Source organism: Desulforamulus aeronauticus DSM 10349 (genome assembly GCF_900142375.1).
In the GTDB taxonomy this organism is placed as follows: Bacteria; Bacillota; Desulfotomaculia; order Desulfotomaculales; family Desulfotomaculaceae; genus Desulfotomaculum; species Desulfotomaculum aeronauticum.
Genome location: NZ_FRAR01000033.1, coordinates 17859 through 32280 on the forward strand (window position 1 = coordinate 17859; position 14422 = coordinate 32280).

Here is a 14422-nt window from a genome sequence, read left to right on the forward strand (position 1 = left end):
AAGACCTCTCTGGACTGGCTGAACAAAATAAAATTACTGGGGGTATAGCTTTGAAAAAATCAACGATCCTGCTGACTTGTCTTTTCTTACTCACTTTGCTAACCGGGGGTTGTGGTACTACTTCCTCTGAGCAAAGTTCCACGCCGAAGGAACAACTACGGGTATTTACCGGTATTTATCCTCTTTATGACTTCGCCAAGCATATTGGTAGTGACAAAATTTCCATCAAAAACATTATACCCGCCGGGGCTGAACCGCATGACTGGGAACCCAGTCCCCAGGATATAGCGGAAATAACGAAGGCCGATGTCTTGATTCTCAGCGGTTCTGGCATGGAACCTTGGGCTGACAAGGTACTTGGCGTTATTGATCAGAATAAAGTTACAGTTATCTACGCAGCTCAAAATATAAAATTGCTTGATCCAATACCAAACGAACAGGCGGAACACTCCGAGCAGCATGAAGACAAACACTCTACGGACACTCAGCAAACGGCTACAGATCAGACCAAAGAACATTCCCATGATCAAGATCTTCATCCAGAAGATAGCCAGCCAAAGGAAGCTGATACGCATGATCACGATCATGCTGGTAAAGATCCCCATATTTGGCTTGATCCTCTGAATGCCAAGACCATCGTAGATACTATTCTAGCAGGCCTGATTAAAGTAGATGAGAAAAATAAAGCTGTCTATGAATCCAATGCCGAGGCTTACAAAAAAGAACTTGATCAGCTTCATGAGGAATATCAAACGGGGCTTGCTAATGCAAAGCTAAGAGAGTTTATTACCTCCCATGCAGCCTTTGGCTATTTAGCCGAACGATATCATCTAATCCAAATACCCGTCCGGGGGCTTGCCGCTGAAAGCGAACCCAGCCCTGCAGATATGGCTACCATAGTAAAACTGGCCCAAGAAAAAAATATCAAATATATCTTCTTTGAGACCCTGGTAAGTCCCAAGGTTTCCGAGGCCATTGCCTCTGAACTAAAGGGTCAAACCCTCGTGCTAGATCCCCTGGAAAGTTTATCCGACCAGGATATTGCCGCAGGTAAGGATTATCTTTCCGGCATGCGGGAAAACCTCAAAAATTTAAAAACGGCCTTAGAAGCACCCTAAATAAATAAGCCGGATCAAATGCCACTGACACCAGCGTTTCTTTAGTAAAGGAAATATAGGACAGTCTTCGCATGCATTGGTTAACAAAGACTGTCCTTCCCAGATATAGTTGGAGGTTGTATGTACGAGTCGAGAGCCAGCAAAAAACATAAAAGTTTCACCAGGATTATTGCTCTTTTTATCGTGATGAATGTTATCTTAATCATCGGCGCACAGGCTCAATTAGCAAATAGCAGCGTATTGAGGCAACTGCAGCTTGGCGTGCCGGGTGATCTCCATGTTATTTTTTTTAGTATCATTATTGAGGCCCTTCCCTTTATTGTTATAGGAGTTGTGGGGTCCACTCTTTTAGAACTATTTGTATCACCGGATACAATCCGCCGTCTTCTCCCGAAAACCTGGTTTTTAGGTATCGGTGTGGCTGGATTATTAGGATTGCTTTTTCCCTTTTGCGAGTGCGGGCTGGTGCCTATTGTACGACGTTTAATGCAAAAAGGTGTACCCGCCCCGCTCGCAGCGGTATTTCTTCTGGCCGCTCCTGTGGTAAATCCCGTGGTTGGTCTGGCAACTCACTTTGCTTTTTTTACCCGACCGGAATTCGTATACTGGCGCCTAGGCGGGGCCTACCTGATTGCCGTGATCGTTGGTTTTCTGCTGATCAACTCCCAGGGCGGCAAAAACCCTAGCAAAACCAATTACTCAGCCAATTACTGCGGTTGTGGTTTTCTGCATAATTACTCGCGGGACAACTCCTTAAAAACTAAACTGACAAATGCTTTTACGCACAGTCAGGAAGAGTTTTTTACCATCATGCATTACCTTGTTATTGGTGCCTTCTTAGCCGCAACAGCCCAGACATTTCTGCCCAGAGTCTGGTTAGCTGCAGCCGGGTCACATGAAACAGGTTCTGTGGGTGTCATGATGCTCGTAGCATTTGTCCTTTCCCTTTGTTCCGGTGCCGATGCCTTTGTGGCGAATACCTTTGTTAGTACCTTTACTCCTGGCTCCATTGTGGCCTTCATGGTCTTCGGCCCCATGATTGATTTAAAAAATACTCTTATGATGCTGTCTTCCTTTAACCTAGGGTTCGTAGCTCGTCTGGTGTTTTGGGTAAGCATCTTATCCTTTATAGTCGGCGTAGCCATTAACAAGTTGGGGGTGATCGGCTCATGAACACCCTAATTCGCCTGACTGCGCTAATAAGTCTTAGTTATACTCTAACAATTCTTTTAAAAACCGGGGACATAACCTATTATATCAACCCTAGGTTTGTGCCGTTAACAAAGTTTTCCCTATCCTTCCTCTTGCTGCTTTCTTTCTTAACTCTGGTACAATTTCTCTTGCAACTAAAAAATGGCCCTGTCACAAAGAATACAGCCCGTGGGGTCAGCATACTGGTATTGTTGGCCTGCTTAACACCCTTTGCCTTCCCTCCTAAAATGCTGGGCAGTTCAATGGCAGAACAAAAGGGGAGGCTGTCTATCCAAAGACAAGCAACCCCTCAGCAATCTGATTTAGCACAAGAAATTGATGACCAGCAGCCACAAGTAATCCCAGATGATATGGTTCAAATGAAAGCGTTTACAAATGCAGATGGACTAATCACCCTAACATCAAACAACTATCTTGAACTTTTGTTTGATATGCTAGACAACCAGCAAAGGTACCTAGGTAAAGAACTGGAGGTTACTGGATTTATCCTGCATCATAAAGCACTTAAACCTGATCAATACCTAGTCGCCCGTTACGCTATCGCCTGTTGTGCTGCCGACGCAACTATTATCGGTTTTGTGGTGGAAGGCACCACCTCCATCCCGGATAACAGTTGGGTAAAAATACGCGGTACGGTAACTCATTTTGATCAGGATAGCCAACCCATTGTCAAAGTAACTTCCATAGAGCAAATTGAACAACCAACGGACCCCTATATTTACCAGTATTAGCGAATTTTTTAATAAGGAGCCGATTCAAAAATGCAAATACCAGTAGATATCATTTCCGGTTTCCTGGGTGCCGGGAAAACAACTTTACTGCAAAAGCTTTTAAACGAGTGTTATAAAAACCAGAAAATTTTCCTGTTAGAGAATGAATTCGGTCAAGTTGGCATTGACGGTGCATTGTTAGCAGAACAGAATGTGGAGATGAAAGAAATATACTCGGGTTGTATCTGTTGCTCTCTAAAGGGTGATTTTACCCAGGTGCTGTTGGAAACATTAGAGCAAGTCAAACCCCAGCGGATTATCATTGAACCCACAGGCGTGGGAAAACTGTCGGAGATACTTGCCATTCTTCGGCAAGATATATTGAAAGATAAATTAACTGCGGATAACATCATCACGGTAATTGATGCGCAAAAAGCTTTGATGTATTTAAAAAACTTTGGTGAATTTTTTAAGGACCAAATAAGACATGCCCAGACACTTATGCTTAGTAAAACAAAGGACATTAATTGGCAAGAGATTCAAGATTTAATTCAGGCACTAAAACCATTAAATACCTCTGCACAGTGGGTCACCACCCCGTGGAATGAGTTAACCGGGAGCCAAATTCTCAGGGCCCGGACCCCCATAACAACGTATATGACAACCCATTTGCCGCCAATTATAAAACTACCCGGCCTGCAGAATCCCGGTGGCTACTCCACGAAAACTTACCATCACCATCAACATAGCCTTTCCTGCGGTTGCCACCCATCAGGGCAGTCTCATAAACAAACTCCTCTGGCTACAGATACCTTCCAAAGTTGGTCTTGGGAAAATCCAAAGAAGTTCAGCCCAGAGGCCATTCAAAAAATAGTAACAAGCCTACCAGAGGAAAAAAAATACGGACAGATTCTTAGGGCTAAGGGAATTGTTCCAGGGGAAAATGCCTGGATCCATTTTGAATATGTTAGCGGCAACTGGGATATCGTGGCAGGTACCCCTCAGCCAACAGGCCGAGCGGTGGTTATCGGTATTGACCTTCAAGAAGAACAGCTAAACCAATTGTTTGAGGCTTAATTTGATGAAAGTTGTTGATGTTGTCCAAGGCTTTTTGGGTTCAGGTAAAACAACTCTAATAAATCACCTACTACAAGAGGTTTTTACCTTGGAGAAAACCCTGGTCCTGCAGACGGAATGGGGAGAGGCGGCAATAAACGACTATGGCCACCGGGTAATCTTACGCAACTGGGACTGGGAGAAAGGCTTTACTTTGTTGGAAATGCGTAAACTTCTTCAATTACCTGGTGTAGAACGCATCATTATTGAATTAAACGGTATGGCACCTGCAGATGAGCTACTTTCTACCCTCGGGATTATGGGTAGCCGCGGAGAAATCAAGCTCGGCAACTGTATCGCTGTTTTTCATGGGCCAACCTGGGAGGTTATGGGAAAACCCTTAGAAGAAATCTTTCAGCAAATGGTGCTTAGCAGCCAGGGATTCTGGATTAGAGAGGGTACTCCAGAATTACATCGTTGGATTCAAAGCTTTCAACCTAAAGCATGTTTAACAACGGGAGGAAATTGGCAACTTTGGTATACACAAATTGATCGAGCAAAGAGACAGAACCTTACCATAAATTTGGTTAAACTCAGCTTAATGGTACTTGGCATGTATCTGTTTTACTGGTTTATCATTAAGAAACTTACATAATGAAAGAACGGTTGATACCAAGCCTGCTTACCTCCTTTTAATGGACCCGATAAAAATAAAACTATTTTACAATCTGAAATTACAGTTTCCTGCTTAAACCTTCGCTTCCGTGGCATAATACTCTTAACCCATCGTAGAGGTGAATAAAAATGCCAACAGTTAAGGTAGAAAATTTTCACGAGCCGGATCATGTGATAGAGAGAATTTCCATTGACAACATCCCCGAACTAGGTGATACTTCCGGGCAAACAGTGTTGAATAATTTCCAAGCGGCTATCTCGGAATGCCAACGGGCCATTGAAGAAGGCTATCGGTTAACTGACTTTTGGTCCAGCGATAATACGGGAGTAGAGTTTACCTTAAAAAAGAAGAAATAAAACAAACACAGAGGTTCCGGCTAATTTGCCGACCTCTGTGTTATTTTTGTATAAAACCAAAAAGAATCCTTTCTTCGAACGCTCCTTACTATAGTTACAGCTATTTCATTTCATCATCTTTGCGTCAGCCTGTCATGATTCTCCTAATTCGGTTTTAAAATGACAGCTTACTGTAGTACCCTTTTCATCGGATTCTATCGTTAGCTCTGCATTATGACGGTTAGCAATACCGTAACAAACTGAAAGGCCTAGACCAGTTCCAGTATCTTTAGTTGTAAAAAAAGGGGTTCCTATCTTATCAAGTACTTCAGGGTTAATTCCCTCTCCCTCATCCTGAACAGCTAAAGCCACACAATCATTCTCTAGATAGGTACGAATGGTTAGATATTGACCTGGCTGCATAGCATCAAGTCCATTTCGAACTAAGTTAAGAATAATTTGTCGAATCTCCTTATCATCCAGCAGCAAGTTTGGCACCTTCTCCATCTGGACATTAATGTACTTATCATCCTTAATCGCATCTGCCACTAATAACGGTAAGATTGAATTAATAATATCATTGATGTTTTGTACCTTTTTGTCAGCCTCCTTCGTCTTGGCCACATTGAGATACTCAGTAATTATTGTATTGGCCCGATCTAATTCTTCTATCATCAGTTTGTAATATTCCCTATAATCCTTAGATTGTTCTTTGGAAGCTATCATTTGCAAGAAACCCCTAACTGTAGTCATGGGATTCCTGATCTCATGACCAATGCCAGCAGCCATTTCGCCGATTAGGTTTAATCTATCCATACGGATCAGTTCTTTTTGTAATTGCTTACGATCAGTAATATCGATACCTAATTCTAAAACAAGCGTAGTCCCATCAACATCAAAAAACGGATAGGCTAATATTTCATAGGTTCTCCCCTTGTAATCTGCAAACTCAAAACTCTTAGGTGTTTTGGATTCAAAAACTTCAGCAATAATGCAAACCTCACAGGGGTAATCTTTACTGGCAAGGGCTTCAAAACAACTCCTACCATAAAAGGGACCGAAATGTTCAAGAAAATACTTATTCATAAATTTAATTGAGTGATCCTTTTGAATCAGTAAAACAAAGGCCGGGAGTGAATCCAGCAGAGAAAATAACCTTTGTCTTTCCAAAGCCTGAGCATTCTCCAACTGCTTTCGCCAAGTTATTTCACGGCAACAAAAGACACTTCCAACGACACTCCCCTTTGGATCAGAGAGGTGATTTACGGTAGCCTCCAGCCATTTAAAATTGCCATCCTTACACTTGAACCTAAACTCCTGTCTATAGGCAGTCTTATTTTTAATTGATTCATGAAACAAGTTAACAACAGATTCAACATCATCAGAATGCAATAGCTTAAAAAATTTTTGATCTATAAGTTCCTGATTCTCATAGCCGAGTAAAAATTTTTGAGATGGGCTAATATAAACAATATCTCCATGTAAGCTAGTTTTATAGATGATATCCAACATGTTGTCTGTTAGCTGGCGCAATATACTTTCAGCTTGTTGACGTTCTTTAATCTCATACTTAAGAAGTGAATTTATTTTGGACAATTGATAGATTAAAACAAACGAATAAATACCTAATATAAGAGAGCCACACAGTATAGCAATGACAATAAAATGCATTGATGCAATAGGCAAATTTAATACACTATCAACGCCATTAAGCCTAAGATAAAAATGGAGAGCTAACATAAAAAAAAATAATAATTGAGTTATTGCAACCGTAACAAGGTACCCTTTAGAAGGGGTTGTATTTAATAAAATCATTGCATATATTCCTCTTATACAAAAACATAAGCATTACTATGCTATACCACTAGCAAACTGCAAATCAATTCAGTCCTATCGTAGATATTGATCATTACCTTACAATAACCATCACAAGGCCAACTCTTTAATTGATATTATCAATATTCACCAATACCAATCTAAACAACTTTTATTCTACAAATTTCACAAGATATCGACATTATCCCTAGTTAATTGTATATAAAGAATAACCCTAGGTGTATTTCTACCATAAAATTTCCCATAATTCTTATTTAAGCTGTTATTTCTACATACATATTAAAACACCTCTATCGTTATTTGGTATTAAATGTCGAACATATATTAAAATCATTATAAAATGTCTTTATTAAAACATCTTGGAGACTTCTACAATATCGCGCTCTCTATAATCTCTAATAACCAAGATACTCCGTTGTTTGTTCAAGCATTTAGGTTCCTTTGCAAATAATTGTCGTGACTCACTTTGTGGGGTAAAATTTGATTAGCAGCTTAATTATTCAAAATAGGGAGGATCTCTATGCGAATCGTGTTAGCACCGGATTCTTATAAAGGAAGTTTATCTGCTGTAGCTGTTGCAACGGCGATGGAACAGGGTATCCTTTCGATTTGGCCTCAAGCGGCGATCAAGAAGGTGCCTATCGCTGACGGTGGAGAAGGAACTGTTGCTGCCCTTGTTACGGCAACTGGTGGTCGCATCATCTATGAAAATGTCATGGGTCCCTTAGGTGAGACTGTAGAAGCTTACTGGGGCATCCTGGGGGATCATAAAACAGCCGTTATTGAAATGGCCGCTGCCTCCGGACTGCCTCTGGTACCAACGGAAAAACGTGATCCCCGCATTGCCACCACTTACGGCACCGGGCAATTGATAAAAGCCGCCCTGGATCAGGGCATCCGTACGCTAATCATTGGTATCGGCGGTAGTGCTACCAACGATGGCGGGGCAGGCATGGCCCAAGCTCTAGGCGTTAAATTGCTGGACGAGGCCGGTAAGGAATTACCCCTTGGAGGCGCAGCCCTTGCTAAGCTAGCTACCATAGATCTTTCTGGTATAGATCCCCAAGTAGCAGATGCCACTTTTTTAGTGGCTTGTGATGTTACCAATCCCTTATGTGGTCCCCAAGGGGCCTCAGCAGTTTATGGACCCCAAAAGGGTGCCACCCCTGAGATGGTAACGGAATTAGATTTGGCCTTGGCAAGGTATGCCGACATCGCCAAAGTAGCCACCGGTAAAGATGTAGCGTCCTATCCTGGTGCCGGTGCTGCCGGTGGCTTAGGGGCCGGCTTGCTGCTATTTACCAAAGCAGAGCTTAAACCCGGTGTACAAATTGTCTTGGAAGCGGCTGGTTTTGAACATCTGGTTAAACAAGCGGACCTGGTGATTACCGGTGAAGGGGCAACGGATTTTCAAACATCCTTTGGCAAGGCCCCGGTGGGCGTTGCCAAGATTGCACAGCAGTATCAAGTGCCGGTTATCTGTCTATCCGGTGGTTTAGGACACGGCTGCGAGGATATCTTGCAGCAAGGGGTTACTGCCTTCATGAGCATCGTCCCCCACCCCATGAGTCTGAAGGAATGTATGGCTGATGCTCCTAATCTCCTCCAAGCGGCAACAGCTCGGCTATGCCGATTACTATCGGTTGGGCTTCAATTAGGATGTAGCTCAGAAAAATAAGCTAATTACATTTAGAGGGCACCTCCTGACGAGGTGCCCTCTAAATGTAATTTGTACTTTTCCATATTCTAAAAGTAAATGGTTTTTATATTTTTAATCAAAGGATAATTCAAATAGAAATTGAAAATAAAACCATATATATTTAAGATGTTTTTATGTGCCTTTTTTCAGACATTCATATTCACCTTTCAGACAGCCTTATACCCTTTATAGACATACGTAAAGGATTTTAAACGAAAAACATCTAAATTTGTAGAAAGGAGCAACTCTAGTTGGATGACATGTCATTACTTCAACTACTATTCGTTTCATTGCCGGAAGTACTTCTAATAACCGCCCTTAGTTTCCAATTAACTGGGCTGCGTCTTAAATTACTAGATTTAATAGTAGTTGGTTTATTACAAACAATTGTCGCTTACCTGGTACGTCTAAGTCCTATCCCCTTTGGAGTTCATAGCATAATTCAAATAATTATTTTTATTGTAATTCTCAGGATTATTACAAGAAATGGATTTAGAGTTGTTATCATTACTGCACTGCTTGGATTAACGATTTATGCCTCTTTAGAAGCTTTAATCGCTCCTACTTTGTTGAATTTGTCAGGATATGATTTGAATGAAGTAATTTATAATCCTCTTATGAGAATTATCTTTTTCTTTCCCCAGGCCGTTATGATTTTACTCTTCATTTTTTTCTGTAAAAAATTTAGTTATCGACTGGTTGATTTTTCCCAAAATGGTCACGCAACACCAGGCCAAAATAAAAATATTTTAGATAGGTCGTATTTTTACCTATATGTATTAGTTCTTCTACCTGTTCAGTTAATGGCTCTTTTAAATATTGTGTTTTTTACTTCTCAGACCAATACATTTTCCAATCAATATTTAAATTTCCTAATTGCTTCCTTTAGTTTAATAATTGTCTTTATTACCGTTCTCTCAATGGGTGCTATAAAAAAAATCTCCACTTTAATAGGAAAAGAGTCTGAAGCCAAAAGCGCTACGGAAACTATTAGTCAATTGGATAAATTGATTCAGGCTATTAGAAAAACAAGACATGATCATAACCATCATCTACAAACAATCTATGGGCTCTTAGAAATAAATGAATATGAAATGGCGCGTGAATACATGCATAAGTTGCATTTACACCTTTCTACTCCAGCCCAGTTGGTTAAAACCGATCATCTGGGTGTTACAGCGTTATTGTACGCCAAAGCCGGCTTAGCAGAAATAAAGGGGCTGGACTTTGAGGTTCAAGTGGATGACAGTTTAAAAGATATTCCCCTGTCTACCATTGAATTAAATTCTGTATTAGGTAACCTGATTGATAACGCCATAGAGGCCGCTGCCGATAAAGGAGAAGGAGAGAAGGTTAGGTTAGAAATTTCCACGGAACCGGGAGAATATCAATTTGTCATTGCCAATAGTGGTCATCCCATACCTCAAGAAATAATGAATCAAATATTTGAAACAACCTTTTCCACCAAAGGGAAAAATAGAGGGCTGGGATTGCCCATTATAAAGGAAATCACAGAAAAATACTCGGGTACTATTGAAATTAATACAAGTCCAAATGAAACTGTTTTTATCTTACACATACCCATAGCGAAGGAGTAGGAAAGTGATGAACTTAAGTACATTGGCCGGCGCAATTGCTGTTCATGTGGCAGAAACTACGGGGTTAGAAGAAGAAAAGATCGATACCGTACGTTTTGGTTTGGAAATAATTCTCGGAGCCCTTATTAAAGGAATAGTACTTTTCTCCTTAGCTTACCTGTTCGGTGTTCTACCTCATGTAGTAGTAGGGTTGATCACTGCCGGTATGTTTCGTATGTTATCCGGTGATGCCCATTGTACCAGTTATAGCAGATGCTTAGCATTTGGAGTACTGGTCTACCTGCTGATCGGAAAAATCGCCCTTGTTATGGTTCCCATCCTAACACCAACCATAATCTTAATAGTAGCCAGTTTAATTGCTATTACTTCATTTCTGTGCACGGTCAAATGGGTGCCTGGCGAAGTTCCTTATCGCACCATGAGTGGACCTAGGGAAATCCTTCTATTTAAATTTTTGTCCTTAGTCTACCTATTCGTTTGGCTTGGGCTAATTAGGTGAACCCCATGCATCTGCTTAAAAAACTGATTTACAGTCCTATTGTACTGTCCGCCTTATTTGTCGCTGCCATCGGCATTAAACCTGCCAGCTTTTATACTTGGTACCAACCTGCTCCCCCCACTAAGAAATAACAGGTAGAAAGGTTTTTCATCATTATTATGATAACGGTACTAATTGCGGAAGATGACCCGTCTATGCGCCATATTCTTAATAAAACATTATCTCAAATACCGGGAGTCAAAGTTGTGGGGGAAGCGGCTGATGGGCTTACTGCTTTAACCATGGTGGAAAACCTAAAGCCGCGGGTGGTCTTTATTGATATTGACCTGCCCCAAAAAAACGGTCTGGATTTGGCAAGGGAAATTTGTGATATTAACCCCCAAACCATTCTCGTTTTTGCTACCGCTTATGACGACTATACCCAAGAAGCTTTTGAAGTATATGCCTTCGATTACCTAGTAAAACCTTACAAACTTGGCCGAATTAAGAAAACTATGGAAAGAATAAAGCAACTTGAGCTTAGAAGAACGCCCTTAGCAAACTATCTTCACCCCAACGCAATAGGCGATGGTACTTCTTCTCGCATCGTTGTTCGGCAAAATGAACGATTGTTATTTCTGGATACAAAAGAGATGCTTTTTATTACCAAAGAAGATAGAAAAACGGTCATTTATTTTCCCAAACAACAAATAAGCATCATGGAAAATCTAGAGGACATTGAAAAAAGGTTACCCAACAGTATTTTTTTTCGATCTCACCGGAGCTATATTGTAAATTTAGCTCTGATCAAGAAAATCTTTCCTTATGGAAGAAAAGGCTATGAAATCGCTTTTGCAGAGAGCAAGGAAACAGCATTGCTAACAAGTGAAAGATTTAAGGCACTGGAAAAGAGATTAAAATTGGTAATCAGTTAGAGGGGACACTTCCAAGATGTCCTCTCTTTCTTTTAATTTCAAACATTTTCGGACATGAAAAGATACTATTCAGATAGCCAAACATCCTTTATAGACAATTTCTGTAGACATACTTAATTATGGTTGGTAGTATTTCTTTAATCTTTACAATATTCAAAGTAGAAACTTTCTTTGAAGGAGGTGGTAACAATCTATTGAGTTTTACTTTCTGCTTTGAATTTATGGTAAGCAATTTGTCATTTTATGTGTAATGTGCATTGAGGATTTTAGATATGGAGCCAGAAACAAAAACATACCTTGTAAAAATTATCGTCATGGTGGGAGCAGGGCCAACAGGACACTATTATTTCAATCTGGTGTGGATGTCTCTACCTTAAAATACCTCAAAGCAAAGAATCGGAATGGTATCAAAAGGACCGTCGCATTGACACCTTATACGGGAGGTTTCGAAATGAAAAAATTATTCGTCACCCTGATTATGTTATGTTTAATTTTTTTAAATCACACCAGCTCTTTTGCAAGCAATAATCCAGTGAACAGCCAATATCAACAAATTAACAATTTAAGTAATGACAAAGAAAAAATAACTGCTTTAGTAGAGTTATACTTTAACCTATACAACGATGGTTTGAAGAACTTGGAAAATATCGACTGGGATATTTTATTCAATGAAAACACTAACACAAAATTGTTTAAGGATGTTTACTCTTATGATTTAGATTACAATAAACTTTATGGTGTAAAGCTAGACAGTTTTAATAATCATATTAAATATAACGATATAATTCTATCCGATAATGAGGCTACTGTTGATTTATCTTTCGGAGCAAATATAAAATATGCACACTTAAAAGGCATTACGACTCAAGTTAGTAATGTAAATTATATTTTTAAATTTAGGAAAATGGATTCTTTATGGAAAATAACTGGTATTGACACAGATAGGTATGGCGTAAGCTCCTTAAAACAAAAATTTAATGTCAATTCTTTGATTGAATTAAAAGAAGATGAAAAAATCGAACTTGATAATTACTTCAATGATTTACGAAACACCGCTGCTTTATCTAAAAGAAATATTGATAGTAACAAAAATGCGAAAACTGATTCATCTCAATCACTGGATAATAATTCTCAAATTAAAGATTCTAATATAACACCAGCTGCCACCGTAAACTATACTAGCAGTAATGGAGCATCATATGCTAGGAAATATGGGAAGGCCGGTCCCAGTTATTTTTACAATATTTCAGGAAACGATTGTACTAACTTTGTTTCCCAATGCGTTTGGGCTGGTTACGGTGGATGGGATCCATCTGGAGATACCAACGGAGTCAATGCTCAACGTGTAAGTAATAAATTTCGTATGACTAGTAATTGGTATGCAGGCTCTGGTGGAGGCCTATCTAATTGGGAAAATGTAAATTCTTTCTATAGTTATGTTACAACAAATACGGGAGTGGGTCCTAAAGGAACTGGGTATGAAATAGGCAAGTCCCCTTCATCCTTTAATTATGGACAAATATCAAAGGGGAATGTTTTACAAGGATGGCCTAGTTACTATACTACCTATCTACATTCAATATATATTAGTGACGTACTATATCCAGGAGATCCATTGGAAATATTATACTGCGGACACACAAGTAATGTAACAGACCAAATACTTACAGAGTTCACGAAATGGGTAGGTAGTGCTGGGAAAATGCGGGGAATTAGGTTTACTAGCGCTAGTTATTAAATTTCTTTTCTAATTGAAAGGGATTTTCGCTTAACTATTTAATTAGTTAATGTGCAAATCCCTTTTGCTTTATTAAGAAGAGGAGGTTGTATATATTAAAAAAACAATCACAAGATTAATAACTGGAACTATTTTGATCTTATTTGTTATATTGTCAATTATTTATAAAGATCAAATAATATTATATTTAGTAGACAAAGCAGACGATCCTAAAATTACTATCAGGACTCATTTTGAGGGGATTAACAGACACAATCCCACTGTAGTTAGGTCAACCCTGCATGAGAGTATCGTATACAAAAACAATTCGTATTCATTTGATGATGTTGAAGAGTGGAAAATCCTGAGCCTAAATAAGGATTCTATCAAAACCCAAAAATATTTATATGAATTAAAATATTTTCAAAAAGACCGATTTAAATCACCTCCTTACGCTGTTGCAGTATGTCAAGTAAAATATTATTTAAAGTTAAAGCCTTTAGATGAAACAGCTATTCGATTCGATGACACTTTGGAGGGTATTCAAGGTTATGGAATATGGTATTATTATTTAGTTAAAGAAACTCGTTCTTCCCCATGGAGAATCGTGGATCATGGCTTCATATAAAAAATAAGGATTAGAGAGCATCAAGGCAGGACATATTAACCCCGGGTGTCGATGGGGTGTCGATGGGACGGTTCGAGATCACTGAAAAAATACCCTATTTCAAGCAGTCTTGAGTAAATATTTCAAGTAATTTCCCATAAAGAACAGTTTTACTTCCATAACACAATATTTTTTATCAAAACAAGAGGATACCAGGCTGGCTATCCTCTTTAAATTTACCGCTAATACCGTTAATTTTGCTTGCATTTGCATACTTTTTAGACCATAGCCACGGGCTCGGTCTAAACCATGAAATCTTTTTATTTCTCCGTTTTTTCCTTCATGACAGGCTCTTTTTTTGTACGCTAACTTGAATTCTTCTGTCTTCTCTCGTTTACTATATCCATAAAATTCTGGGGTATTGACGCTCACTTCAAGTATTTTT

The 14422-nt window shown here is 39.4% G+C and carries 14 protein-coding genes and 1 pseudogene; 13 read left to right on the top strand and 2 right to left on the bottom strand.

Annotation, left to right across the window (positions count from 1 at the left end):
• Window positions 1–50: 50 nt before the first annotated feature.
• The 6 genes from BUA78_RS18030 to BUA78_RS18055 all read left to right on the top strand — a co-directional run bounded on the left by BUA78_RS18030 (window position 51) and on the right by BUA78_RS18055 (window position 5128).
• Window positions 51–1118 carry a metal ABC transporter solute-binding protein, Zn/Mn family gene (locus tag BUA78_RS18030; protein ID WP_084082502.1) on the top strand — a complete coding sequence of 356 codons (1068 nt, stop codon included), beginning with the start codon at window positions 51–53 and terminating at the stop codon, window positions 1116–1118.
• 120 nt (window positions 1119–1238) lie between these two features.
• Window positions 1239–2291, top strand: coding sequence for a permease (locus BUA78_RS18035; protein WP_072917344.1), 1053 nt, complete (start codon window positions 1239–1241; stop codon window positions 2289–2291).
• The gene (locus BUA78_RS18040) at window positions 2288–3061 is read left to right on the top strand and encodes a TIGR03943 family putative permease subunit (protein ID WP_072917346.1); all 774 of its coding nucleotides are present in this window, start codon (window positions 2288–2290) and stop codon (window positions 3059–3061) included. The genes BUA78_RS18035 and BUA78_RS18040 overlap by 4 nt, the downstream gene beginning before the upstream one ends.
• A gap of 30 nt (window positions 3062–3091) precedes the next feature.
• A complete protein-coding gene (locus tag BUA78_RS18045) occupies window positions 3092–4117 on the top strand; it encodes a CobW family GTP-binding protein (protein WP_072917349.1) in 1026 nt (341 codons plus the stop codon).
• 4 nt (window positions 4118–4121) lie between these two features.
• Window positions 4122–4751, top strand: a complete 630-nt coding sequence (locus tag BUA78_RS18050) for a GTP-binding protein (RefSeq protein ID WP_084082503.1) — start codon at window positions 4122–4124, stop codon at window positions 4749–4751.
• 149 nt (window positions 4752–4900) lie between these two features.
• Entirely contained in the window at window positions 4901–5128 is a 228-nt protein-coding gene (locus BUA78_RS18055; RefSeq protein WP_072917352.1) for a hypothetical protein, read from the top strand.
• A 132-nt stretch (window positions 5129–5260) separates the two neighbouring features.
• Here BUA78_RS18055 and BUA78_RS18060 read toward each other — a convergent pair whose 3' ends face one another.
• On the bottom strand, window positions 5261–6922 hold the full coding sequence (locus BUA78_RS18060; protein WP_072917354.1) for a PAS domain S-box protein: 1662 nt from the start codon (window positions 6920–6922) through the stop codon (window positions 5261–5263).
• Window positions 6923–7463: 541 nt separating this feature from the next.
• On the opposite strand from BUA78_RS18060, the gene BUA78_RS18065 reads away from it, so the two are divergent.
• The 7 genes from BUA78_RS18065 to BUA78_RS18090 all read left to right on the top strand — a co-directional run bounded on the left by BUA78_RS18065 (window position 7464) and on the right by BUA78_RS18090 (window position 13998).
• A complete protein-coding gene (locus tag BUA78_RS18065; protein WP_072917356.1) occupies window positions 7464–8621 on the top strand; it encodes a glycerate kinase in 1158 nt (385 codons plus the stop codon).
• A 281-nt stretch (window positions 8622–8902) separates the two neighbouring features.
• Complete coding sequence (locus tag BUA78_RS18070; protein WP_238456869.1) at window positions 8903–10240, top strand: sensor histidine kinase; 1338 nt, start codon at window positions 8903–8905, stop codon at window positions 10238–10240.
• A 7-nt stretch (window positions 10241–10247) separates the two neighbouring features.
• Window positions 10248–10739, top strand: coding sequence for an accessory gene regulator ArgB-like protein (locus tag BUA78_RS18075; protein WP_072917360.1), 492 nt, complete (start codon window positions 10248–10250; stop codon window positions 10737–10739).
• A 5-nt stretch (window positions 10740–10744) separates the two neighbouring features.
• The gene (locus tag BUA78_RS19760; protein WP_084082504.1) at window positions 10745–10870 is read left to right on the top strand and encodes an AgrD family cyclic lactone autoinducer peptide; all 126 of its coding nucleotides are present in this window, start codon (window positions 10745–10747) and stop codon (window positions 10868–10870) included.
• A 27-nt stretch (window positions 10871–10897) separates the two neighbouring features.
• Window positions 10898–11653: a LytR/AlgR family response regulator transcription factor gene (locus tag BUA78_RS18080; protein ID WP_084082505.1), complete on the top strand. Its 756-nt coding sequence runs from the start codon at window positions 10898–10900 to the stop codon at window positions 11651–11653.
• A gap of 451 nt (window positions 11654–12104) precedes the next feature.
• Complete coding sequence (locus BUA78_RS18085; RefSeq protein ID WP_072917365.1) at window positions 12105–13391, top strand: amidase domain-containing protein; 1287 nt, start codon at window positions 12105–12107, stop codon at window positions 13389–13391.
• A gap of 133 nt (window positions 13392–13524) precedes the next feature.
• On the top strand, window positions 13525–13998 hold the full coding sequence (locus BUA78_RS18090; protein WP_072917367.1) for a DUF4829 domain-containing protein: 474 nt from the start codon (window positions 13525–13527) through the stop codon (window positions 13996–13998).
• A 183-nt stretch (window positions 13999–14181) separates the two neighbouring features.
• Here BUA78_RS18090 and BUA78_RS18095 read toward each other — a convergent pair.
• A pseudogene (locus BUA78_RS18095) lies at window positions 14182–14422 on the bottom strand (transposase); the annotation flags it as partial.